Origin of the sequence: Streptomyces neyagawaensis (genome assembly GCF_023516595.1) — a bacterium.
Classification (GTDB): domain Bacteria; phylum Actinomycetota; class Actinomycetes; order Streptomycetales; family Streptomycetaceae; genus Streptomyces; species Streptomyces neyagawaensis.
Map to the genome: position 1 here is coordinate 271,189 of NZ_JAMGBG010000001.1, position 22,002 is coordinate 293,190.

Annotated in this window: 20 protein-coding genes and 1 pseudogene; 11 read left to right on the top strand and 10 right to left on the bottom strand. The window is 72.7% G+C overall.

Annotated features, from left to right (window positions below; genetic code table 11):
* Positions 1–102: 102 nt before the first annotated feature.
* The 3 genes from M8J73_RS01140 (at position 103) to M8J73_RS01150 (ending at position 3,256) form a co-directional block, all read left to right on the top strand.
* Positions 103–1,470: a PhoX family protein gene (locus tag M8J73_RS01140; protein ID WP_055543149.1), complete on the top strand. Its 1,368-nt coding sequence runs from the start codon at positions 103–105 to the stop codon at positions 1,468–1,470.
* 595 nt (positions 1,471–2,065) lie between these two features.
* Positions 2,066–2,935 (top strand): polysaccharide deacetylase family protein, encoded by an 870-nt coding sequence (locus M8J73_RS01145; RefSeq protein ID WP_055543148.1) that lies wholly within the window; start codon positions 2,066–2,068, stop codon positions 2,933–2,935.
* 87 nt (positions 2,936–3,022) lie between these two features.
* A complete protein-coding gene (locus tag M8J73_RS01150) occupies positions 3,023–3,256 on the top strand; it encodes a hypothetical protein (protein ID WP_055543147.1) in 234 nt (77 codons plus the stop codon).
* 4 nt (positions 3,257–3,260) lie between these two features.
* On the opposite strand, the gene M8J73_RS01155 is transcribed toward M8J73_RS01150, so the two are convergent.
* The 4 genes from M8J73_RS01155 to M8J73_RS01170 all read right to left on the bottom strand — a co-directional run bounded on the left by M8J73_RS01155 (position 3,261) and on the right by M8J73_RS01170 (position 6,077).
* Positions 3,261–3,860, bottom strand: coding sequence for a YdcF family protein (locus tag M8J73_RS01155; RefSeq protein WP_055543146.1), 600 nt, complete (start codon positions 3,858–3,860; stop codon positions 3,261–3,263).
* Between the two features lie 30 nt (positions 3,861–3,890).
* On the bottom strand, positions 3,891–4,343 hold the full coding sequence (locus M8J73_RS01160; protein ID WP_055543145.1) for a hypothetical protein: 453 nt from the start codon (positions 4,341–4,343) through the stop codon (positions 3,891–3,893).
* Positions 4,344–4,467: 124 nt separating this feature from the next.
* Positions 4,468–5,136 carry a hypothetical protein gene (locus M8J73_RS01165; protein WP_055543144.1) on the bottom strand — a complete coding sequence of 223 codons (669 nt, stop codon included), beginning with the start codon at positions 5,134–5,136 and terminating at the stop codon, positions 4,468–4,470.
* Positions 5,136–6,077: an ABC transporter ATP-binding protein gene (locus M8J73_RS01170; RefSeq protein WP_055543143.1), complete on the bottom strand. Its 942-nt coding sequence runs from the start codon at positions 6,075–6,077 to the stop codon at positions 5,136–5,138. The genes M8J73_RS01165 and M8J73_RS01170 overlap by 1 nt, the downstream gene beginning before the upstream one ends.
* A gap of 486 nt (positions 6,078–6,563) precedes the next feature.
* Here M8J73_RS01170 and M8J73_RS01175 point away from each other — a divergent pair, with 486 nt between their 5' ends.
* From M8J73_RS01175 to M8J73_RS01200, 6 genes are all read left to right on the top strand, one after another.
* A complete protein-coding gene (locus tag M8J73_RS01175) occupies positions 6,564–7,310 on the top strand; it encodes a peptidyl-tRNA hydrolase (protein ID WP_249828163.1) in 747 nt (248 codons plus the stop codon).
* A 282-nt stretch (positions 7,311–7,592) separates the two neighbouring features.
* On the top strand, positions 7,593–8,201 hold the full coding sequence (locus M8J73_RS01180; protein WP_055713434.1) for a DUF4142 domain-containing protein: 609 nt from the start codon (positions 7,593–7,595) through the stop codon (positions 8,199–8,201).
* Between the two features lie 141 nt (positions 8,202–8,342).
* Positions 8,343–9,152 (top strand): DUF4142 domain-containing protein, encoded by an 810-nt coding sequence (locus M8J73_RS01185; protein ID WP_055539455.1) that lies wholly within the window; start codon positions 8,343–8,345, stop codon positions 9,150–9,152.
* Positions 9,153–9,301: 149 nt separating this feature from the next.
* Positions 9,302–10,720 (top strand): MbnB/TglH/ChrH family RiPP precursor modification enzyme, encoded by a 1,419-nt coding sequence (locus tag M8J73_RS01190; RefSeq protein WP_055539457.1) that lies wholly within the window; start codon positions 9,302–9,304, stop codon positions 10,718–10,720.
* 290 nt (positions 10,721–11,010) lie between these two features.
* Positions 11,011–11,796 carry a DUF4142 domain-containing protein gene (locus M8J73_RS01195; protein ID WP_249828118.1) on the top strand — a complete coding sequence of 262 codons (786 nt, stop codon included), beginning with the start codon at positions 11,011–11,013 and terminating at the stop codon, positions 11,794–11,796.
* A 104-nt stretch (positions 11,797–11,900) separates the two neighbouring features.
* A complete protein-coding gene (locus M8J73_RS01200; RefSeq protein WP_249828119.1) occupies positions 11,901–13,538 on the top strand; it encodes an alpha/beta hydrolase in 1,638 nt (545 codons plus the stop codon).
* Between the two features lie 7 nt (positions 13,539–13,545).
* Here M8J73_RS01200 and hemQ read toward each other — a convergent pair whose 3' ends face one another.
* Together hemQ and hemG are read right to left on the bottom strand one after the other, a co-directional pair.
* A complete protein-coding gene (gene hemQ, locus M8J73_RS01205) occupies positions 13,546–14,277 on the bottom strand; it encodes a hydrogen peroxide-dependent heme synthase (RefSeq protein WP_055541646.1) in 732 nt (243 codons plus the stop codon).
* Positions 14,278–14,282: 5 nt separating this feature from the next.
* Positions 14,283–15,737 carry a protoporphyrinogen oxidase gene (gene hemG, locus M8J73_RS01210; protein ID WP_249828120.1) on the bottom strand — a complete coding sequence of 485 codons (1,455 nt, stop codon included), beginning with the start codon at positions 15,735–15,737 and terminating at the stop codon, positions 14,283–14,285.
* Positions 15,738–15,903: 166 nt separating this feature from the next.
* Between hemG and M8J73_RS01215 the strand changes: the two genes are divergently transcribed.
* Both M8J73_RS01215 and M8J73_RS01220 read left to right on the top strand, forming a co-directional pair.
* The gene (locus M8J73_RS01215) at positions 15,904–16,836 is read left to right on the top strand and encodes a DUF4349 domain-containing protein (RefSeq protein ID WP_055541645.1); all 933 of its coding nucleotides are present in this window, start codon (positions 15,904–15,906) and stop codon (positions 16,834–16,836) included.
* A gap of 27 nt (positions 16,837–16,863) precedes the next feature.
* Positions 16,864–18,261 carry an FAD-dependent oxidoreductase gene (locus M8J73_RS01220; protein WP_055541644.1) on the top strand — a complete coding sequence of 466 codons (1,398 nt, stop codon included), beginning with the start codon at positions 16,864–16,866 and terminating at the stop codon, positions 18,259–18,261.
* Positions 18,262–18,297: 36 nt separating this feature from the next.
* Here the strand turns inward: M8J73_RS01220 and M8J73_RS01225 are convergent, their stop codons facing one another.
* The 4 genes and pseudogenes from M8J73_RS01225 to M8J73_RS01240 form a co-directional block, all read right to left on the bottom strand.
* Positions 18,298–18,636, bottom strand: a complete 339-nt coding sequence (locus M8J73_RS01225) for a hypothetical protein (RefSeq protein WP_055541643.1) — start codon at positions 18,634–18,636, stop codon at positions 18,298–18,300.
* Positions 18,637–18,811: 175 nt separating this feature from the next.
* Positions 18,812–19,921 (bottom strand): annotated as a pseudogene (locus M8J73_RS01230) (transposase family protein); the annotation flags it as partial.
* A 111-nt stretch (positions 19,922–20,032) separates the two neighbouring features.
* Entirely contained in the window at positions 20,033–20,686 is a 654-nt protein-coding gene (locus M8J73_RS01235) for a response regulator (RefSeq protein ID WP_249828121.1), read from the bottom strand.
* The gene (locus M8J73_RS01240) at positions 20,683–21,825 is read right to left on the bottom strand and encodes a sensor histidine kinase (protein WP_055540153.1); all 1,143 of its coding nucleotides are present in this window, start codon (positions 21,823–21,825) and stop codon (positions 20,683–20,685) included. Before M8J73_RS01240 ends, M8J73_RS01235 begins: the two co-directional genes overlap by 4 nt.
* Positions 21,826–22,002 lie beyond the last annotated feature (177 nt).

Here is a 22,002-nt window from a genome sequence, read left to right on the forward strand (position 1 = left end):
CTACGGAACACCTTCTACGCGCGTGGTTCACGCGGCCGTACCCCCGTGATACACACAGGCGGGTCACATCCTGTCCGCCAACAGGAAGGTTGTCCCGTGTCAGTGACTCGACGTCAGGCCCTCGCCCGTACCGGTGCCCTGGGAGCGGGCATCGCGTTCACCGGAGCCCTGTCCGAACTCTTCGCGGGCACAGCGGCCGCGCAGAGCGACCTCGGCCACACCGGCTACGGCCCGCTGATCCCCGACCCGAACGGCCTGCTCGACCTGCCGAAAGGTTTCCGCTATCGGGTCCTCTCCCGCGAGGGCGACCAGCTCCGCTCCAGTGAGGGCCGCGTCCCCAGCAACCACGACGGCATGTCCGCCTTCGCCGGCAGACACGGCCGCGTGCATCTGGTCCGCAACCACGAGAACCGCGTCACCGGCCGTATCCCCGTCCCCACGGTCGAGGGCCTCACCTACGACCCGGCCGGAAAGGGCGGCTGTACGGCGCTGACGCTGGACGCCCGCGGCGACGTCCTGGCCGAACGCGTCGCCATCGCCGGCACCGCCGTCAACTGCGCGGGTGGCCCCACCCCTTGGGGCACCTGGCTGACCTGCGAGGAGACCGAGGACAAGGCCGGCACCAACGGCTACACCAAGGACCACGGCTTCATCTTCGAGGTCGACCCGGCCGACCCGCACCGCTCCGGCGCCGTCCCGCTCACGGCGATGGGCCGCTTCCAGCACGAGGCGATCGCCGTCGACCCGAGGCGCGGCGTCGTCTACGAGACGGAGGACGCCTTCCAACGGCCCTTCGGCCTCTTCTACCGCTTCCTCCCCGACCGGCCGAAGGGCGGCCTGGGCTCCCTGCGCGCGGGCGGCCGTCTTCAGGCGATGCGGGTACCGGGGGTCCCCGACCTGTCCTCCATCCAGGAGACGGGCTCCTGCTTCGAGAAGATCGAATGGGTGGACGTCCCGGACCCCCTGGCCACCACGACGGCCATCCGCCACCAGGACTTCGGCCCCCAGGGCATCACCCACGCCCAGAAGCTGGAGGGCTGCTACTGGGGCGGCCGCTGCGTCTACTTCGTCTCGTCCTTCGCCCGCAGCGCGGACGGCTCGGCGGCCGACCACTACGGCCAGATCTGGCGCTACGACCCCGACCACCGCACCCTCACCCTGGTGATCGTCTTCGGCCCCGACACCGACATCCAGCTGCCCGGCGAGTCCCCCGACAACATCTGCCTGGCGCCCAGCGGCGGCCTCATGGTCTGCGAGGACGGCAACGGCACCCAGCACGTGTACGGCGTCACCCGCCACGGCGACGTCTACGCCATGGCCCGCAACGCCCAGAACATCGGCACCCCCACGGAACCCGAGTGGGGCGAGTTCGCGGGCGTCACGTTCTCCCCCGACGGGCGCACGATGTACGTCAACTGCTACACGCCGGGCACGACGTTCGCGGTGACCGGGCCGTGGCGCCGTACGTGAGATGACGGGTCGCCCCCGACCCGACTGGGCGGAAGGGGGGCGGGCACCTGCGGGCGTCCGCCCCTCCTCTCGCACATCCGTGGCCCGAATCCGCACCCCGTCGCAGGCGCTCCGCTCGTTCGGCACCTCCTGGGACCCCCTGCTCCTGGCCCGCGCCCTGCGCCGGGAGCCGTAGGGCTGCCGCCCGGCCAAACTCGCTTGACTCGTATGGGTGTTGATGACCGGACGCCGCACCTCGGGCCTCGCTCCTGCGGACTGCCGGTCCCCCGCCACCGGCCCGGTGCGCACGTGCCGGCTCCCCCGTGGTCGAGTCCCACATCTGCACCTTGCGCCGCGCACTGGCCAACACCCGCCGCACCCGATCAGCCCCGTACGAGGCATCGGCTACCGCCCGACCGCCCCCGACGCCCTCGACACGACCTCAGGTCGACCGTCGAACGGCACGGGACACGCGCTCCCCGACCGGTCGACCATCCCGGGTTCCCGCACCCAGGCTCCTCTCCGCTCGGCCGGCCGGGTGACTTCGGAGGCGGATTCCGGGTGGATGAGCGGGTGATCGGATGAGCGGGGAGTGCGGGGCGTTTACGTTCGTGTCGTGATCGTTCCTGTGCGAAGTGTCAGGGTGCTGTGTGCACTCGGGGCGCTCGGGGTCGCCCTGACCGCCTGCGGTGGGCCGCGGGCCTCGTCCCGAGTGGTCACCGCCACGGCCACGGGGGCGGCTCAGCGCCCGGTCGTGGCGTCCCGGCCGCCCACACTCGCTCCCGGGCCGGCCGGCCTCGCTCCGGTGTTCGAGCACGGGCCCCGGAACCGGGGCGAGAAGACGGTCGCGCTCACCTTCGACGCGGACATGACCGAGGAGCAGGGGGCTCGGGCCGCCGAGGGCGAGCGGTTCGACAATCCGCGGCTCATCGCCACGCTCCGCCGGCTGGAGGTGCCGGCGACCGTGTTCATGACGGGGCGATGGGCCGAGGAGTACCCGATCCAGGCCCGCTCGATCGGGCAGGACCCGCTCTTCGAGGTGGCGAACCACTCGTACGGTCACCAGGCCTTCACCGCCGACTGCCAGGGCCTGCCCGCCCTCGACACGGGCCGTATCGCGGCCGACGTGGAGCGGGCCTACACCGCGTTCCGCGAGGCCGGGGTGGCGGACCCGATGCCGTACTTCCGCTTCCCGGGCGGCTGTTACGACCGCCGTGCCCTTCGCGCGCTCAGCTCGTCCGGGGTCACGGCCGTGCAGTGGGACGTCGCCGGCGGGGACACCGCCGCCACGGATCCGGCGGTGGTCGCCCGCGATGTGCTGGAGCGCGTGCGGCCCGGATCCGTCGTCGTCATGCACTGTGTGAGGAGCGCCGCGCCCGTGACGGAGCAGGCGGTGCGGATGATCGTGCCCGCGCTGCGGGAGCGCGGATTCCGGCTGGTGAAGGTGTCGGAACTGGTCGGGGCGGCGGCCGCCACCACGTCGTGAGCCTTGCGGGGGGGACCCGCACCAGGCCGCCTGCCACCTCCCGCCGCCTCGCGGGGCTTTGCCTCTCCGACGTCCTACGCTGGACACATGAGCGACTACTGCGGCGCCGAGATGACGACCACGGGTGCGGGTGTGGATCCGGCCGCCACCCCCGCGTCGGCCACGGAGATGGCGGGGCAGGCTCCCCTCGCCGCCGGTCCGCCCTTCGCCGACTGCGTCCTGTGCCAGGAACCGACCGAGTATCCCGATTCGTACAAGGGGATCACCTTGTGCCCCGTGTGCGAGTGGCGCGAGGCCGAGCGCACGGCTTGTTCCGGCTGAACGCCTACGGCGAGCCCTTCCGTTCGCCGGCCGTGAGACGGCGGAGTGTCCACAGTCCGTACAGGGCCAGCAGCGGTTTGACGACGATCCACTCGCCGGGGCGGTAGTCGTCGGCGCGCACCAGTCGCTCCGCGAGATCGGGGCGCTGCCGCCGCAGGTACGCGCGGGCCTTGAGCGCGTGCGCCGGCTGGGAGGCGATCTTGATGCGGTCCACGCCTTCGAGCAGGGGGACGACGTTCGTGATGTTCTCCCACGTCGTCCTGGACCGGTCCTCCAGGAGCACCGTGCCGTCGTACCCGAGCACCGACTTCGCGTAGTCGGCCATCAGTTGGGCCTCCGTGGTGCCGGTGCCGGTCGGGCCACCGCTGAAGATCAGGCAGGTCTCCTGCGTACCGTCGGCGGCGACGGAGCGGATTCCCGCACGGACCCGCCATCGGTTGATCAGGTTCGCCGTCGCCCGGGGATTGCGGTATCCCAACACCACCACGGCCTCCGGACCGCCCCCGCCGGTCTTCACGAGTGTGCGAGACCAGCGCCAGTTCAACCACTCGCCCCAGGCCAGGGCTGCGACCCCAGCCATGGCCAGTCCTGTCCTTCGCCGCATGCGGCGACTCTAGGCCCCCGCACGCCCGTGTCACTGGTCCTTCGTCGATCTCCTGAGCAGGGAGGCCGTGCTGCCCAGGTTCCGCAGTCCGTCGCCCGTGATCTCCGAGACGCCCTGAGTGGCCAGAACATCGTCCTGCTTGTCCGCTCCGGCGATGCAGTCCGGGGCTCCGCGCCTGAAGCTCGCGAGGGCGTCCGCCCAGAACTCCTGGATGTCCTCGTCCGGGATGGGGTCGTATTCGTCGGCTTCGGTGACGTGGGTCCGCAGCTTCCGGCAGGCATCCCCCAGGACGGCGCTCGGCGTCGTCCTCGCCTGGTTGACGCTGGACACGTCGTCGAGGAGGTTCTGCACCCGGGTCTCCCCTCCTGAGCTCCACCAGTCCGCCAGGTCTTCCTCCGGAGTCGAGCCGCAGCCGGTGAGCAGCAGCGCCGCGGTGGCGGCGGACAGGACGGTGATCGCGAGGACACGGGCACCCGCACGCATATCGCTCCCTGGTTCGTCGATGCGATGGCGGGTCAACTCTGCGCGGAGTGGACACCGGGCGCGTCAGTGAAACTACGCAGTCCGTATACGTGGCCGTCGACATACGTGGCCGTCGACCGACCTCTCACGCCCTCCGTGTCGTCAGCGCGCACGCCAGTGCCGTCGCGGCCGCCGCGCACAGGGCCGCCGCGAGGACGGGCAGGGCGGGGACCGGGATCGTGCCGCGCTGGGAGCCGTCGACCAGGGCCGTGATCGCCGCCCTCGCCGGGGAGCCCACGACCACGAGCGCCAGGAGCGCGCCGAGTAGCAGGGCCGGGACGGCCCGGCCGGGTGACCGGAGCAGGGGCCAGTTCGTGAGGGCGCCGACGGCCGTGCCGAGGAGCGCGCAGGCGAGGGCCGCGAGGAGGCCGGCGGCACCGGCGGGGAGCGGTTCGACACGGATGTCGTGGGCCGTGCTGGTGGGGGCGCTGATGATCGTGACGATCACCGTGGCCGCCGTGCCGAGCACACCGGCCGCCGCGAGCGCGACCAGGACGCAGGCCAGGTGGGCGCGGCCCGGTCCGGCCGCCGCGCCCGTGCAACTGCGGGCGGCGGGCGGCTCGTTGGTCGCGCAGATCCGCACCAGCCAGGCGGCGACCGGCAGGAGCGCGGCCGCCGTGTAGCCGAGCGAGTCGAGCACCGGCTGCCCGCTCTGCACGCCGACGCCGAGGAACGCGGCGTAGAGGATGACCGGCGGCAGCCAGCGCTGGGAGCGGACGAGGAGGGCGGCCTGGTAACGGAGCAGGGCGGTCATCAGGAGCTCTCCACTTCCAGCGCGGCCAACGCGTCGTCCAGGTCCGGATCGTCCGCCTGTCCCACGCTCACCACGTGCCAGGGCGGCCGGGCCCCCAGTAACGCCCGCAACAGGGCGTCCGACTGAGGCTCGGGGACGGTGAACCGATGCGCTCCGGACCCGGTTTCCTCGACCGCGATCGCCAACTCCCCTGCCTCCGGGGGCACCCGCGTGCCCCTTCGCCCCCGCGCCTCGACGAGCACGCACGGGCCGGTGACAGCCGCCGCCGGTGCCCCCGTTCCCTTGCCCGCGCCGAGTTCCAGGGCGCCCCCGACCACCGCGTACGTCGCGTCCGGCACCCCGGCCAGACGCCGCGGGTCGTGGTCGACGAACACCACGGCGGACCCGGCGGCCGTGCGTTCGACGACCACGCGCTCCAACTCCTCGCGGGCCTCGGCGTCCAGGCCGGTCCACGCCTCGTCCAGGACGAGCAACTCCGGGTCGGCGAGCAGGGCCTGGGCGACCGCGACCTTCTGGCTGCTGCCCTTGGAGAGCTGGGCCATCGGCGTACGGGCGTACTCGGCGGCGCCGAAGCGCTCCAGCCACTCGTCGGCGGCGACGACGGCGGCCGGACGGTCCAGACCGTGCACGGCACCGAGGTGCGTGAGGTACTCGGCGGCCGTGAACGGCAGGGCCGCGGGGAAGCGTTCGGGGACGTACGCCGTGCGCGGGCGGCCCACGATCCGGCCCTCGGTCGGCGCGTCGATCCCGGCGAGGACGCGGAGCAGCGTCGACTTGCCGGTGCCGTTCGCGCCCTCCACCCGGATCAGTGCGCCGGGGGTGACGGCCAGGTCGACGCCGCGCAGGACCCAGGGGCCGCGGAACCCGTAACGGCGCCCCACACCCTCCAGGCTCAGCAGGGGGTCCGCGCCCTCGGGGCTCAGCGGTGACTCACGTTCCATGCGGACCATCCTCGTACACGTGTCCGGTCGAGAGGGCGAAGACCCGATCTTCCCGGCCAGGGACGCCAGGGATCGCCCGGCGCGGCGCCCCGTCGCCCCGAGTACCGGGCGCCGCACGGCCACCCCCGCAGACCGCACGCCTCACCACGCCGCCCCCTCCCCACGCAGGCCTTGGGCCTCACCACGCCACCCCTGTCCCTACACAGGCCGCACGCCTTGCCGCGCCGCCCCCTCCCCACGCCGGCCGGGGCCTCGCCGCGCCGTCCCCTCCCTCTCCAGGCCGTACGGCTCACCACGCCGCCCCATCCCCGCTGCGCCCACCCCGTTCCCCCTCCCCTACTCGGGCGGCCTGAGCGGTGCGGCCGCTGGCAGACTGGGGGCGTGACCACCAGCGAACCGGCCTCCACCCCCGCCCCGATCCCCACCTCTTCCGCGGCCTCCGCCCCCGCCCCCGCCCCGGATGCCGCCACGCCTCCTGCCACCGAAGTGGGCCAGGGCACCGACCCGGCTGCCTCCCGGGCGTACGCCCCGGCGTCGCAGGACAGTCCCTTCCGGGACGAGCGGACCGCTCGGGACGAGGCGCCGCAGTTCGTGCTGCCGCTGGTCGTGCGGATCGAGCGGGCCGAGCCGCCGGCGCGCACGGACGCGTTGGAGACGGCCGCGCGTGCCGTGCTGGTGATGCTGAGCGACGAGCGGTCGGTCGGCGCGGGAGAGTGGGCCGAGGCGATGCGGCGCTGGCAGGACGCCCGGATCCGCAAAGTGGTGCGGCGGGCGCGCGGCGCGGAGTGGCGGCGGGCCGAGGCGTTGCCCGGGATCACGGTGACGGGCAAGTCGGCGGAGGTGCGGGTCTTCCCGCCCGTACCGCTGGACGGCTGGCCCAAGGAGCTGGCCCGGCTGCAGGTGTCCGGCACGGACCTCGACGACCCGGAGCCGCCGGTCGACGCCGATCCCGCCACCCCGGTGCTCTGGCTGAACCCCGAGGTAGCGATGTCGGCGGGCAAGGCCATGGCGCAGGCGGGGCACGGTGCCCAACTCGCCTGGTGGGACCTCGCCGACGAGGACCGCACCGCCTGGCGCGAGGCCGGGTTCCCGCTCGCCGTCCGCACCGCCGACCCCGCCCGCTGGCCCGGCCTCACCACCTCCGGGCTCCCCCTGGTCCGCGACGCGGGCTTCACGGAGATCGCCCCGGGCTCCTGCACGGTGGTCGCGGACCATCCGGCCCTGCGCGGCTGAAACCCGGCCCACGCCGGTCAACAGGAATTCCAGGTCGAGCGCGGCTTCCCAGCCGGGGTACTCGTCGTCGGGTCGTCGGCGAAGCCGAACGTCGCGCGGCACTCGACGTGCCCGTGGATCTCCGCCCCCGTGAGCGGACCCTCCCCGACGGAGGGGCCCCGCCGCCAAGCTTTTCGGTGACTGTGCACGTCCGTTGAACAGCATGACGATCGCGTACGTATCTCCCTGCACTGGCCAAGCAACTGCCCCAACGACCAGTTGGCATTACCCGGGAGGCTCATTTTGCGGCGTATCAATGGCTCGGTCATCGCCAGCCTGGCGCTCGTCGTCACCGTCGGAGCGCTTGCGTTCCCCGTCTGGTCCTACGCCGACCGCTCGGGCACTGCTCAGGCCAACATGGCGGCGGGCACGGTCAACACCCAGTGGGGGCCGCTGACGGCCTCCGACCGTGACCTGATCATCAGGGTGCGGCTGGCGGGACTGTGGGAGCTGCCGGCCGCCGAGCAGGCGATGCAGCGGTCGAAGAGCCCGGCCGTCAAGGAGGCCGCGGACCATCTGATCGTGGGTCACAAGGACCTCGACCAGCGGGTGCGGGCCGTGGCGGAGCAGCTGAACGTCGAACTGCCGAACCAGCCGAACGCCCAGCAGCAGGGCTTCCTGCAGCAGATGTCCAACGCCACCGACGACCAGTACGACCGCGTCTGGGCGAATCTGCTGCGCTCGGCCCACGGCAAGATCTTCCCGGCCATCGGCACAGTGCGGAACATGACCGAGAACACGCTGGTGCGCCAGCTGGCCTCGGACACCAACCAGACCGTGCTCGACCACATCACGATGCTGGAGAAGACCGGCCAGGTCGACTTCGACGCCATCGCCAACGGCACGATCTGACGCCCGCGGTACGTACTGCGTACGTACCCGTGGCAGTCGGCCCGCCGCCGAGCGGTGGGGTCCGGACGGCCCCCACCCCCACTCCACGCCCAGCAACACTTCAGTCCCCAACGACCAGTTGGTTTCCTCCGGGAGGCACCTTTGCGACGCTCCAAGGGCTCTGTCCTCGTCGCCGTGGCGATCGTCGGCACAGTCAGTGCGGTCGCCTACCCCGTGTTCTACTCGTACCCCAACCGCAACGCGGCCGCCGCCGCGGCGGTCCCCACCGGTGACACGGTGACCACGCAGTGGGGGCCGCTCACCCCCATGGACCGTGACCTCATCATCCGGGTGCGGCTCGCGGGCCTGTGGGAGCTGCCGGCCGGCCAGCAGGCCCTGGAGCGCAGCGGCAGCAAGTCCGTCAGGGAGGCCGCGGACCACCTGATCAAGGGCCACACGGACCTGGACAAGCGGTCCCGGATCATCGCGGCGAAGCTGGGCGTCGAGCTGCCGAACCAGCCCAACGCCCAGCAGCAGGGCTGGCTGGACGAGATGACCGCCGCCAAGACCGAGGCCGAGTACAACAAGACCTGGGCGAACCTGCTGCGGGCCGCGCACGGCAAGATCTTCCCGGCCATCGCCACCGTGCGGAACAGCACCCGCAACACCCTGGTCCGCCAGCTGGCCTCCGACGCCAATCAGACCGTGCTCGACCACATCACGATCCTGGAGGGGACCGGGGAGATCGACTTCGCTCAGATCGCCGACAACTCGGTCACCGGTACGGCGAGCCCGACCGGCCCGCCGCCGCCGGTGCCGGGGCAAATCGTGCAGCCCGCGCCCGCCGCGGAGCCGTCGACCAACCCCGATGTGAAGTCGACCCCGTCGCCGACCACGCCCGGCGTCGTCAACACCCGTCGCCCGGACCCGGAGGAGCTGAACAAGGACCAGGGCGAACCGGCGATCCAGTAGCCGCCGAAAGCTCAAATGTTGCTCTGAAGGTCCCCTTCTCGGGGTTCGGCTCCGGGCGACGGGGCCATGACTCCGTCACGCCGGAACACAGGTCCGTCGTGAGGAGACGAACACAGGGTCTGGGTGCGGCCGTGGCCGAGGAGGGGACGATGGAGCGGATCAGGCAGCTGGGTACGGGAATCGGATGGCGTCCGGAGATCGCGGACGCCGTCGAGCGCATGGCCGGGTCGGCCGGCGGCGTCGACTGGGTGGAGGTCGTCGCTGAGAACGTCTGCCCCGGCCACATCCCCGAGTCGCTGCTGCGGCTGCGCGAGCGGGGGGTCACGGTCGTGCCGCACGGCGTCTCGCTCGGCCTCGGCGGCGCCGACCGCCCCGACGAGGAGCGGCTGCGGAACCTCGCCGAACGCGCGGAGGCCCTGGGCGCGCCCCTCGTCACCGAGCACATCGCGTTCGTCCGGGCGGGGGGCGCCCTCACCGCGTCGCCGCGGCTGGAGGCCGGGCATCTGCTGCCGGTGCCGCGTACCCGGGACGCACTGGACGTGCTGTGCGAGAACGTACGGATCGCCCAGGACGCGCTGCCGGTGCCGCTGGCCCTGGAGAACATCGCGGCGCTGATCAACTGGCCGGGCGAGGAGATGACGGAGGGGCAGTTCCTGTACGACCTCGTCGACCGCACCGGGGTCCGGCTCCTGATCGACGTGGCGAACCTCCACACCAACCACGTGAACCGGGGCGAGGACCCCGCGAAGGCACTGGACGAGCTGCCGGTCGAGGCCATCGCGTACGTCCATGTCGCGGGCGGTTTCGAGCGGGACGGCGTCTGGCACGACAGCCACGCCCACCCCGTCCCCCAGCAGGTCCTCGACGTCCTCGCCGAGCTCGCCTCGCGGGTGGCCCCGCCGGGTGTCCTCCTGGAGCGCGACGAGAACTTCCCGGAGCCGACCGAGCTGGAGCGCGAGCTGGACGCGATCCGGGGGGTGCTGAAGACCGCCGGGGCCCAGGGCGGAGCGCCCGCGTCGGACGAGCCGGCCACGGCACCGGCCACGTCGGCCGAGTCCACGGCCGAGTCCACGGCCGAGTCCACGGCCGGGTCCGCCACGGCGGGCGAGCCGATCGCATCCGCCGAGGAGGCGCCCGGTGGCGAGGCTGAGCAGGTCGCCCGGCAGCGGCTCGGGCTGGCCCAGGCCGCGCTGTTGTCGGCACTGGTCGCGGGGACACCGGTGCCCGAGGGGTTCGACCGGGTGCGGCTCGGGGTGCAGTCCCGGGCACTCGCGGCCAAGCGGGCGGACGTCGTGGGCAAGGTCGCGCCGGAACTGCCGGTGATCCTGGGCACGTCGTACCGGCCGGCGTTCGTGGCGTACGCGCAGGGCCACCCGATGACCGACGGCTACCGGCGCGACGCCCTGTCCTTCGCCGAGCATCTGCTGCTGGGCGACCGGGTCGAGGACGCGGGCACCCGGCGTGCGCTGCGCGAGTGGTGGCTGGAGCGCTCCGGTCCGGCACCCCTGTCCCGGCGCCCGACGGCGCGGCTGGCCCGCGCGACCCGCAGGGTGCTGCTGCGCCGTTGACCGCCGTGCGCCCTCGCGCCGCCCCGCTCCCGGAAGCGAGGCGGCCTCTCGCGCGCCCCCGGTGTGCCGCGATTAACACACCCATGTCCCGCACACAGGTTTCACGTCCCATTCACTCCGCTTTCACCTGACCTGTCCATCACCTCGCACATCCCATCTGGTGTGATTTGTACCGTCCTCAACCCTTCCTCCTCGTACGGCAGTTGGTGCGGACCGGGCAGTAACATGCCGTTCCGTAGGCCAATCCGCACCCGAAACGCACGCGTGCGGTGCCGCGAGCAGGAGGCACCATGCGATCCGACCGACGCAGCAGAGGACTGCTCAATGGAACAGGGCTCATCGTCGCCGGGCTGACGGCGACGCTCCTGGCACTGATCTTCCCGATCTGGTCGTACAGCGACCGCTCGGGCACCGGCGTGGACACGCTCAACGCGTCCACGGTGACGACGCGGTACGGCGCGCTGTCCGGGCTGGACCGGGAGTTCATCACCAAGGTCCGGCTGGCGGGGCTGTGGGAGCTGCCCGCCGGGCAGCAGGCCCAGACGAAGGGCACCACCAAGGCCGTACGGACGGCCGGCGAGCATCTCGTCCAGGGGCACACCTTCCTCGACGCCCGGGTGCGCAATGTCGCCGCCCGGCTCGGGCTGGCCCTGCCCAACCAGCCGAACGACCAGCAGAAGGCCTGGCTCAGCACACTGGACGCGGCACGGGGCGAGCAGTACGACCGGGAGTTCGCGAACATCCTGCGGACGGCCCACGGCAAGGTGTTCTCCGTCGTCGCCCAGGTCCGCGCCACCACCCGCAACTCGCTGGTGCGCGACCTCGCCGACGACGCCAACACCACCGTCCTCGACCACATCAAGGTCCTGGAGGCCACCGGGCTCGTCGACTACGACGCGATCGCCCGGGACGCGGCTGCCGCGAGCCCCCCTCCCATCACCAACTCCCCGGCCCCGCCCGGCCCGCTGAACGACCCCGGCTCCCCGATCCCGGTGACCCCCTCCCCGACGACCTCCCCCTCCGAGCGCTACTCCCTCCCCCCGGCGGCGACGGGCCCACGCGAGGAGGAGGACTAGACCCCCTTCCGCCCGGACCACGACACCGGCGGCCGGTGCTTTACATCACCCCCTTCCAGACGAAACATCCCTTTTGTTGCTGTCGTGCTTCGGAGGGATACGCGATGCGAGCTGCCGTGCTCTACGGGACGGTCGGGGCGGTGCTGCTGAGCGGTGTCGCCGCCGCGCCGGCGGCGGGCGGGACGACCGCGGTCGTGGGAGTGGAGGTCGCGGCCCGGCGGGCGGCGGAGGAGGGCATCCGCTTCGGGAAGTGCCCGGCGAAGGAGGGGCTGCCGGACGGGCTGCGGTGCGGGACGGTCAAGGTGCCGCTCGACTACGCCCGGCCCTTCGGCCGGCAGATCTCCCTCACCGTCAGCCGGGTCGAGGCCAAGGGCAAGGGCAAGGTCCCCCGGCAGGGGGCGCTGGTGTTCAACCCCGGCGGGCCCGGCGGCTCCGGGATGTACTTCCCGCTCATCGGGATCCTGCCGCAGTGGAAGCGGATCGCGGCGGCCTACGACCTCGTCGGGTACGCGCCGCGCGGCGTCGGGCGGTCGGCGCCGCTGTCCTGCCAGGACCCGAAGCGGCTGCACCAGGGCCCCTCCCCCGCGCCGACGCACCCCTCGGCCGCGTACAAGAAGCAGCGGATCGCGCGGGCGCAGGCGTACGCGCGCGGGTGCGCGCAGCGGGCCGGGAGCGCCCTGCGGCACTACCACTCGCTCAACAACGCCCGCGACCTCGACGTGCTGCGCGCCGCGCTCGGCGAGCACCGGCTGACGTTCATGGGGGCGTCGTACGGCACCTACTTCGGGGCGCTGTACGCCACGCTGTTCCCCTCGCGGGTACGCCGGATGGTCTTCGACTCGGCGGTGAACCCGGACCCCGAGCGGATCTGGTACCGCAACAACCTCGACCAGTCGGCGGCGTTCGAGGGGCGCTGGGCGGACTTCCGGCGGTGGGTCGCCAAGCACCACAAGGTGTACGGGCTGGGGAACACCGCGCAGAAGGTGCTGCGCGGCTACGAGCGGGCCGCTGCCCGTCTGGCCGTGCGGCCGGCTGGCGGGAAGGTGGGGCCGGCCCAGTTGCAGGACGCTTTCCTCCAGGCCGCGTACTACGACGACTACTGGCCGCAGCGCGCCCTCGCGCTCTCCGCGTATCTGCGGGGCGACGCGAAACCGCTGATCCAGCTGGCCGGGCCGTACCCGGAGGCGGCCGTCGAGCAGGAGAACGCGAACGCGGTGTACACGGCCGTCGAGTGCAACGACGGGCCCTGGCCGACGGACTTCCGGGTCTGGGACCGCGACAACACCCGGCTCGCCCGGACGGCGCCCTTCGAGACATGGGACAACGTGTGGACGAACCTGCCGTGCGCGTACTGGCCGGCGCCACGGCAGCGTCCCCTGGATGTGCGCACCGGGCCCGGTGAGCTGCCGCCGACGCTGATCCTCGCGGCGGAGCGGGACGCGGCCGCGCCGTACGAGGGGGCGATCGCGCTGCACCGGCGGCTGTGGGGGTCCGTGCTGGTGACCGAGCGGGACGCCGGGAGCCACGGTGTCGCGGGCGGCCCCAACAAGTGCGTCAACGCGTATCTGGAGGCGTATCTGCTGGAGGGCCGGGCGCCCGACGGGCGGGCGGCCTGCGCGGGACGCCCGGAGCCGAAGCCCGCCTCCGCGCGGTCGGCGAGCGCCCCGTCCACCGACCGGGCGGCCACGGCGGGCCCGCTGCCGGCCGGGGGGCGCCCCGCGCCCCTCGCGGGGCGCGGGTAGGCAGGGGTTACGCCAGGCCCTCGACAAGTTCCGCGACCGACTTGCGGCGGCCGGTGTAGAACGGGACCTCCTCGCGGACGTGCATCCGGGCCTCGGAGGCACGCAGGTGACGCATGAGGTCGACGATGCGGTAGAGCTCGTTGGCCTCGAACGCCAGGATCCACTCGTAGTCGCCCAGTGAGAACGAGGCGACCGTGTTGGCGCGGACGTCGGGGAAGCCGCGGGCCATCTTGCCGTGGTCGGCGAGCATCCGGCGGCGGTCCTCGTCCGGCAGCAGGTACCAGTCGTAGGAGCGCACGAACGGGTACACGCTGACGTAGTCGCGGGGCGTCTCGTCGGCGAGGAACGCCGGGATGTGCGAGCGGTTGAACTCGGCGGGGCGGTGCAGCGCCATGTTCGACCACACCGGTGCGAGCGCGCGGCCCAGCCGGGTGCGGCGGAAGAGGTTGTACGCCTCCTGGAGCTGGTCGCTGGTCTCCGCGTGCCACCAGATCATGAGGTCGGCGTCGGCGCGCAGGCCCGACAGGTCGTACGTGCCGCGTACCGTGACGTCCTTCGCGGCGAGCTGGTCGAACAGCTCCTGGACCTCGTCGGCGTAACCGGTGCGGTCCTCCGGGAGCACGTCCTTCAGCTTGAAGACGGACCACAGCGTGTAACGGATGACCTCGTTGAGGTCCTTGGCCAGCTTGCCCTTGTTGGGGACGCGGCCGGACTCGGTGGTGGGGGCGTCGTCGCTCATGGAACTCATTCTCCCGCTCCGCCGTGCAGGCTCTGCACCGGGTTGGCCGTGAGGTCCTGCACAGCGCGCAGATCACCGTGGATCTGGTCGACGGCGGCGGCCGCGCTCGCGACGCAGGCCGGGACGCCGACACCGTCGTACGCCGCGCCGCAGATGGCGAGGCCGGGCAGCTTGCCGAGGTGCTCCCGGATCCGGGCCACGCGCGCGTGGTGGCCGACCGGGTACTGGGGCAGGCCGTTGTCCCAGCGGGTCACGCGGGTCTCGACGGGGCCGGCGATCAGCCCGGTGGCCTCGCGCAGGTCGTGGCGGGAGACATCGACGAGGTGGGCGTCCTCGTGCTCCAGGATCTCCGTCTCGCCGTGGCGGCCCACGGAGGTGCGCAGGATCAGCAGGTCGGGGTTCTGCTCGGCGATCCAGCCCCACTTCTGGGAGGCGAAGGTGGACGCCTTGATGGTGCGCCCGTCGACCGGCGGCACCAGGAAACCGCTGCCCTCGGGCAGGGTGACGTCGGCGCGGCGGTAGGCGAGGGTGACGAGGGCCATCGAGGCGTACTCGACTCCGGCGAGTTCGGCGGCGGCCTCGGGGGCCTCGGCGCGCAGCAGGTCCGCGGCGACGGGGGCGGGGGCGGCGACGACGACGGCGTCGGCGTGCAGCACCCGGTCGCCGGTGGTGACGCGCCAGCCGCCGGCGCTCTCGCGGCGCAGCTCGGTGACGGGGCTGCGGGTGAGGATCTCGGCACCGCGGGCCCGCACCGACTCCGCGACGGCGAGCGGCAGTTGTCCCACGCCGCCCTCGATGCCCATGAAGACGGGGCCGGTCTGCTGGGCGGCGGCCGCGCGGGCCTGGATCTCGCGGACGGCCTCGGTGAGGGAGGTGTGCGTGCGGGCGGCCTGGTAGAGCTGCGGGACGGCCGAGCGCATCGAGATGCGGTACGCGTCGCCCGCGTAGACGCCGCCGAGCAGCGGCTCCACCAGGCGGTCCACGACCTCCCTGCCGACGCGGGCCGCCACGTACTCCCCCACCGCCACGTCGTCGCCGACCTCGGTGCGGGGCAGGTCCGCGTCGCTCTCGATACGGGCGAGGCCCTCGTCGGACAGCACCCCGGAGAGCGCGGCGGCGGTGCCGGGGACGCCCATGACGTGGCCCTTCGGCATGGGGCGCAGCGCGCCCCGGGTCCACAGGGAGGCGGTGGCGGTGGCGGGCGGCTGGAGCCGGTCGGTGAGGCCGACCTCCCGGGCGAGGGCCACCGCCTCGGGGCGGCGCGCCAGCAGGGACTCGGCGCCGAGGTCGACCCGCGCGCCCGCGATCTCGCCCGGCAGCAGCTTGCCGCCGACCCGGTCCGAGGCCTCCAGGACGGTGACCCGGGCGCCTCTTTCCAGCAGTCCGTGCGCGGCGGCCAGCCCCGCGATCCCGGCTCCGACGACGACGACATGTCCGGCTCCCGGACGTGATCCGCTCATGGGTCCACCTTCTCAGACGCCCACAACGCCCCTGGTAGGGCCGTGTGGCCCCACCGAGTCCCGACCGTGACCGCTTCGGGACCACCGCGCGCCAACGTTCCGGCCCGCTCCGGCGTCGAAGGAGCGTCATCAGCAAGCCGGACACGACTTTCGGGGGTACGCCACCATGGCTCAGACACACGTACGACGGTCCCGACGGCCCGCGGGGGCCTTCGCCGCCCTGTTCCTCGCCGCCGCGCTGGCGCTCACCGGGTGCGGCGCGGGCGACGACAGTTCGGGCGGCGGGACGACCTCCGACAGCAAGGCCGGCGCCGCCGCCCAGCAGAAGGGGGCGGTGGACACCGAAAGCGGCTTCGGCTCGACGAAGGACCAGTCGGCCGACACCGCGCCGAAGCTCGGACCGAGCCACGTCATCCGCACCGCGAGCCTGACCGTGCGGGTGAAGGACGTACCGAAGGCGCTGGACGAGGCCCGGACGGTCACCGAGAACGCGGGCGGGTTCGTGGGCGACGAGTCCACGACCCGCGACGGCAAGGGCCGCGAGCGCACCCGGGTGGTGCTGCGGGTGCCCACCGAGAAGTACGAGGAGGTCCTCACCGCGCTGGCGGGCACCGGCAGGCTGATCGAGCGCAAGGCCAAGGCGGAGGACGTCACCGAGCAGGTCGTGGACGTGGAGAGCCGCATCACCACGCAGCGGGCGAGTGTGGCCCGTATCCGCGAGCTGATGGAACGGGCCACCAAGATCAGCGATGTGGTCACGTTGGAGGGCGAGTTGAGCACGCGCCAGGCGGACCTGGAGTCGCTGCTCGCCCGGCAGAAGTCCCTGAAGGACCGCACGAGCCTCGCGACCGTCAAGCTGTCGCTGTCGGAGACCGCGGTGAAGAAGGCCGAGAAGGACGACGAGCCGGGGTTCGTGGACGCGCTGGCGGGCGGCTGGAACGCGTTCGTCGCGGTGTTCCGCTGGCTCGGCATGGCGTTCGCCGCGGTCCTGCCGTTCGCGGCGGCCACGGCCCTCGTCGTGCTGCTGTGGTTCCGCTTCTTCGGCCGTTCGCGGCGCCCCGCCCCGGCCGTCGAGCAGGAAGGCGGCGACGAGAGCTGAAATGCGGGGCGGTCGTAGCGTGTTCCCATGAACATGAGCCGTACGGAACGTTCGAGGGAACGCCTGGTCGTCGTCGGGGGCGACGCGGCGGGCATGTCCGCCGCGTCGCAGGCACGCCGACTGCGAGGGCCCGACGAGTTGGAGATCGTGGCGTTCGAGCGGAGCCACTTCACCTCGTACTCGGCGTGCGGCATCCCGTACTGGGTCGGCGGCGACGTGCCCGAACGGGACCGGCTCATCGCCCGCTCGCCCGAGGAGCACCGGGCCCGCGACATCGATCTCCGGATGCGCACGGAGGTCGTGGAGATCGACGTCGAGGGCAGGCGCGTCCACGCGCGTGAGCTGGACACCGGCGCCACGTACTGGACGCCGTACGACAAGCTGGTGATCGCGACCGGGGCCCGCCCCATCCGCCCCGACCTGCCCGGCGTCGACGCCCCCGGCGTGCACGGCGTGCAGAATCTCGACGACGGGCAGGCCCTCCTCGACACGCTGGCCGCCACCGAGGGCCGCCGCGCGGTGGTCGTCGGCGCCGGCTACATCGGCGTGGAGATGGCGGAGGCGCTCATCAAGCTGGGGTACGAGGTCACGGTCGTCAACCGCGGCAAGGAGCCGATGTCGACGCTGGACCCGGACATGGGCCGCCTGGTGCACCGGGCCATGGAGGGCCTGGGCATCACCATGGTCGACGACGCGGAGGTCACCAAGTTCCTCACGGGCGACGACGGCAGGGTCCGCGCGGTCGCCACGGACGACGCCGAGTACCCGGCGGACGTGGTGGTCCTCGGTATCGGGGTGCGCCCCGAGACGGAGCTGGCGAGGGCGGCGGGCCTGCCCGTCGGCGACCACGGCGGCCTGCTGACCGATCTGTCGATGCGGGTCCGCGGCCACGACGACATCTGGGCGGGCGGCGACTGCGTGGAGGTCCTCGACCTGGTCTCCGGCCGTGAACGGCACATCCCGCTGGGCACCCACGCCAACAAGCACGGGCAGGTCATCGGCGCGAACGTCGGCGGCGGCTACGCCACGTTCCCCGGCGTCGTCGGCACCGCCGTCAGCAAGGTCTGCGACCTGGAGATCGCGCGCACGGGCCTGCGCGAGAAGGACGCCCACCGCGCGGGCCTCCAGTTCGTGGCCGTCACCATCGAGTCGACCAGCCGCGCCGGCTACTACCCGGGCGCCGCCCCCATGACGGTCAAGATGCTCGCCGAACGCCGCACGGGCCGCCTCCTCGGCGTCCAGATCGTCGGCCGGGAGGGGGCGGGCAAACGCGTCGACATCGCCGCCGTGGCGCTGACGGCGGGCATGACGGTCGAACAGATGACAGCCCTGGACCTGGGCTACGCCCCGCCCTTCTCGCCGGTCTGGGACCCGGTTCTGGTGGCGGCGAGAAAGGCGGTGACGGCGGTGAGGTCGGACGCCTAGGCCCGTCGGGTGCGCGGGAAACCGCGCACACCCTGGCTAGACGGCCGACGAGTTGCCGCTGATCCGGTCGATGGCCTGCATCGCCTGGTCCGTGCCCGGCCGCGACGGCAGCGACGACACGGACGCGGAGGAGGTCACCGCGGCGGGGGCCGAGGGCGCCGTCGCCGGCTTGGCGTGCGCCGCGGTCGCCCGCACCGACCGCAGCCGGTGGCTCACCGCCTCGTCCAGCGTCACCGGCCGCTGCATCCGTGCGGACAGCCGCCCGGCCTCCTGGCCGAGCGCGGCCACGTCTTCCCAGGTGAGCTTCACCACCAGGGACAGTTCCGCCTCACCGTCGGGGGTGGCGTGCATCGAAGGAGTGACTCGGTCGTTCATCGCCTGTTCCTCACGTAGATCCGCGGTTGAGGACACATACGCACCACCGTGCACGAGCGTTCACATGTCCGACGGCCGTGTGCGCCCGCGCGGGGCGCGGGCGGGTTCCGGCCCCGTATCGCGGGCACACGATCCTTGTGGTCATCCCCGTGCACGACGTGAACCGTTTCCAACGACTGAGCAGGAGTGGGTCCTGTTGCCAGGACTCATGCTCAGCCGGACGCCCCGAACGGTGTTGGGTGTCCTGGTCGCCCGCTTTCGCTCCGCGTCCGGCGCGCACGGATCGTGTCCGTGGTCCGGGAACGCGGGGGCGGGTTCCCTCACGCCCCGGGACACCTGGTGGGGCCTGGACGGTCCGATGCCCCTGCTCATCACTCCGGTGAGCAGGGGGCGGTGCCGTCCGTCGCCGGACCGGGTGTCCCAGGGCGCGCCTTCCGATCGCCACGGCGGCCGCGTCGTGGCGGGTGGGTTTCCTGTTCGCGGTGGTGAGGGGTTGTTGCCAGTGCTGGGCGCCCCAGCGGCTGGTGTAGGCGGGGTCGACGGCGACGACGGGAATGCCGAGTCCGGCGGCCATCGACACCAGCCGGGCCCGCAGCCTGGCCACGGGCATACCGGAGACCAGCCTGCGGAACCGCTTGCGCCGTCCGTGTTTCTCACGGGTCGTCTCGCCGGTGAAGTCGAGGTCCTCGACGGCGAGGGCGAGGTGATGGCGGCGGGCCCAGTGCAGCAGGCGGATCAGGCTGTGCCGGACCTGGGCGTCGCGGTGGGCGGCGCTGCCGGTCAGGTCGTAGCCGAACCGTCGGGGTGCGCCGACCGGGTTGCCGTGCGCGTCCAGCCGCCAGACCGCCAGGTGGTCGGCGTTGGTGTCGACCCCCACCAGGCCGCCCGCGCGGACCGCGGCCAGCGGCACGCTCTGCACCGTGGGGGTGGTCCAGGAGGCGGTGAGGTACCAGCGGCCGCGTGCGCTGTCCTCGTGGATGCGGTAGGCCACAGCCCGGTTCGCGTGGACGCGGTCGGCCCACTGCTCACCCCGGTGCGCGAACGCCACCCTCGCGGCGAGCACGTACCGGCCGTGCGGGGCGTTCGCCAGATACGCCAGCGGGGCGGGGAGTTTGAGGGAGACCTCGCCGTCGGAGGTGACGCGGATGGTCTCGTTGCCGAACCGTTTGCCGGACTCGCCGTCGGCCTGCAGGAAACGCCGCTCCGCCTGCCACCGGATACGCCACTGCTCCTCGGTCAGCTGCGCCGCCGCCAGGTGGTGGCGGGTGTTCAGCAGCCGCTTCCCGCTGATCTTCGGACGGCACGCAGGGCCACGCTGGTGAGGACGACCATGTCGGCCCGGGACGAGCCCGGCCGCCGGGCCGGGGGGACGGGGGGACGGGGCCGGTGGGCCCGGTTACGGAGTCGGCCCGTCCAGGAGCCCGGCCCGGCTCGCGATGAGTGCCGCCTGCACGCGGGTGCGGGCGCCCAGCTTGGTGAGCACGTTCTGGACGTGGGACTTCACGGTGCTCTCCTCGATGTGCAGTCTGCGGGCGATCTGCGTGTTGCTGAGGGCGTGCCCGAGCAGGGCAAGTACGTCATGCTCACGCGGCGTCAGCTCCGCGGGCAGCGCGCACGGGCCGCCGCCCACGCTGGACACCCGGGCGATCAGTCTCCTGGTCGGTCCGGGCGAGACGAAGCCATTGCCGCGGGCGACGGCACGGATGCCGTCGAGCAGGGTGGACGCGCTGTCCTTCTTCAGTACGAAGCCGGCGGCTCCCGCCTGGAGGGTGCCGAACAGGTACTCGTCGATGTCGAAGGTGGTGAGCGCGAGGACAGCCGGCGGATCCGGCTCGGACATGATCCTGCGGGTGGCCGCCACACCGTCCGTCTTCGGCATCCGGATGTCCATGACCACCACATCGGGACGGAGCCGGGCGGCCATGGCCACCGCTTCTTCCCCGTCGGCGGCCTCCCCGACCACCTCGAGGTCGGGCTCGACGTCGATCATGATGCGCATGCTGGTGCGCACCATGTCCTGGTCGTCGGCGAGGAGTATGGAAACCGTCACGAGTCGTCCTTCTTCACGGGCAGGGCCGCCTCGACCGTCCAACCGCCCCCGGGCCGAGGCCCTGCCGTGGCCCAGCCGCCGCACAGCGCGGCGCGTTCACCGATCCCGATGATTCCATGACCTGACGAGGTGGACCCCGCACCGGGCCGCAGCGCCCCGTCGTCCTCGATGTGCACACGCAGCTGATCGGGGCCGTAGTCGAGGCGGACCGTCGCGTGCGGCGGGAAGGCGTGACGGGCCACGTTCGTCAGGGCCTCCTGCACGATGCGGTAGGACGCGAGGTCGACCATGCTGGGCAGCGGGTACGGTTCGCCGCTGACGACGATGTCCACCTGCGCGCCGGCGCGGCGGGCTTCCTCGGCCAGCAGGTCGACGTCCCGCAGCGAGGGCGGGGTGGCCGCGCCGACGCCGTCCTCGTCGTCCCGCAGGGTGCCGAGCACACTGCGCAGCTCACCGAGGGCCGTACCGATCTCATGGCCGATCTCGGCGAGGACGTCGCTCTCGGGGCTGCTGCCGCGGCCCTTGCCCACATGGTGGGCGGCGGTGATCCGTATGGTCACCGCGCTGAGCCGGTTGGCCACGACGTCGTGGAGTTCCCGTGCCAGGCGGAGCCGCTCGTCACGGACCGCGGCGCGAGCGTCCAACCGGCGCAGCCGTTCGGCCTGTTCGGCCTGTTCGGTGGCCAGCCGGATACGGCCCCGGACCGTCTCGGCGATCGCCACCACCACGATCGGGAGGAAGCTGACGCTCACCGTGTCGTAGATCAGCAGTTCGGTCCCGACGCCGTCCGCATCCCTCATGCGGATGACCTCGAACGCCTCCATGGCGACACACGCCCCGAGCATGGCGATGGCGGTGAGCCGCAGGCGGCTCGTTCCCTCGGCGATCGCACTGAACACGGCCACCCACAGGGCGGCCTGCGCCATGGCCGGCAGAAGGCGTGGCTCCGACAAGGAGATGACACACGCGACGGCGTAGCCCAGAGCGGCGACGGCGAGTGCCGTCGCCGGGCGCCTGCGGCGCAGCGCCACGGACGCGACAAGCGCGACGGCGCTGACCAGGGTGACCACCAGCCACCCCGCCGTGTAGCCGAACCACAGCAGCTCACACAGGTCGATCACCGCCGCGACCACGACCATGCCCGCGACCGTGACGGCGTGGACCCGGGACAGCCTCAGCGGCCCACGCGGACCATGGGCCCCGGAAGTACTGCTACGCGGCGTCGACAAAGGTCTCCTTCTTGCGCTGGTGGTCGAGACGAAATTACGGGCTGATCGCGGACGAGACGCGGCACGGGCCCCAAGACGCTACTGAGG

Excerpts from the sequence above, each read along its gene's own strand:
- M8J73_RS01170 (WP_055543143.1), bottom strand. The coding sequence starts at position 6,077 with ATGGAACGTGAGTCACCGCTGAGCCCCGAGGGCGCGGACCCCCTGCTG.
- M8J73_RS01150 (WP_055543147.1), top strand. The coding sequence starts at position 3,023 with ATGAGCGACTACTGCGGCGCCGAGATGACGACCACGGGTGCGGGTGTG.
- M8J73_RS01240 (WP_055540153.1), bottom strand. The coding sequence starts at position 21,825 with ATGGTCGTGGTCGCGGCGGTGATCGACCTGTGTGAGCTGCTGTGGTTC.
- M8J73_RS01190 (WP_055539457.1), top strand. The coding sequence starts at position 9,302 with ATGGAGCGGATCAGGCAGCTGGGTACGGGAATCGGATGGCGTCCGGAG.
- M8J73_RS01165 (WP_055543144.1), bottom strand. The coding sequence starts at position 5,136 with ATGACCGCCCTGCTCCGTTACCAGGCCGCCCTCCTCGTCCGCTCCCAG.
- M8J73_RS01220 (WP_055541644.1), top strand. The coding sequence starts at position 16,864 with ATGAACATGAGCCGTACGGAACGTTCGAGGGAACGCCTGGTCGTCGTC.
- M8J73_RS01160 (WP_055543145.1), bottom strand. The coding sequence starts at position 4,343 with ATGCGTGCGGGTGCCCGTGTCCTCGCGATCACCGTCCTGTCCGCCGCC.
- M8J73_RS01225 (WP_055541643.1), bottom strand. The coding sequence starts at position 18,636 with ATGAACGACCGAGTCACTCCTTCGATGCACGCCACCCCCGACGGTGAG.
- M8J73_RS01200 (WP_249828119.1), top strand. The coding sequence starts at position 11,901 with ATGCGAGCTGCCGTGCTCTACGGGACGGTCGGGGCGGTGCTGCTGAGC.
- M8J73_RS01215 (WP_055541645.1), top strand. The coding sequence starts at position 15,904 with ATGGCTCAGACACACGTACGACGGTCCCGACGGCCCGCGGGGGCCTTC.
- M8J73_RS01155 (WP_055543146.1), bottom strand. The coding sequence starts at position 3,860 with ATGCGGCGAAGGACAGGACTGGCCATGGCTGGGGTCGCAGCCCTGGCC.
- hemQ (WP_055541646.1), bottom strand. The coding sequence starts at position 14,277 with ATGAGCGACGACGCCCCCACCACCGAGTCCGGCCGCGTCCCCAACAAG.
- M8J73_RS01195 (WP_249828118.1), top strand. The coding sequence starts at position 11,011 with ATGCGATCCGACCGACGCAGCAGAGGACTGCTCAATGGAACAGGGCTC.
- hemG (WP_249828120.1), bottom strand. The coding sequence starts at position 15,737 with ATGAGCGGATCACGTCCGGGAGCCGGACATGTCGTCGTCGTCGGAGCC.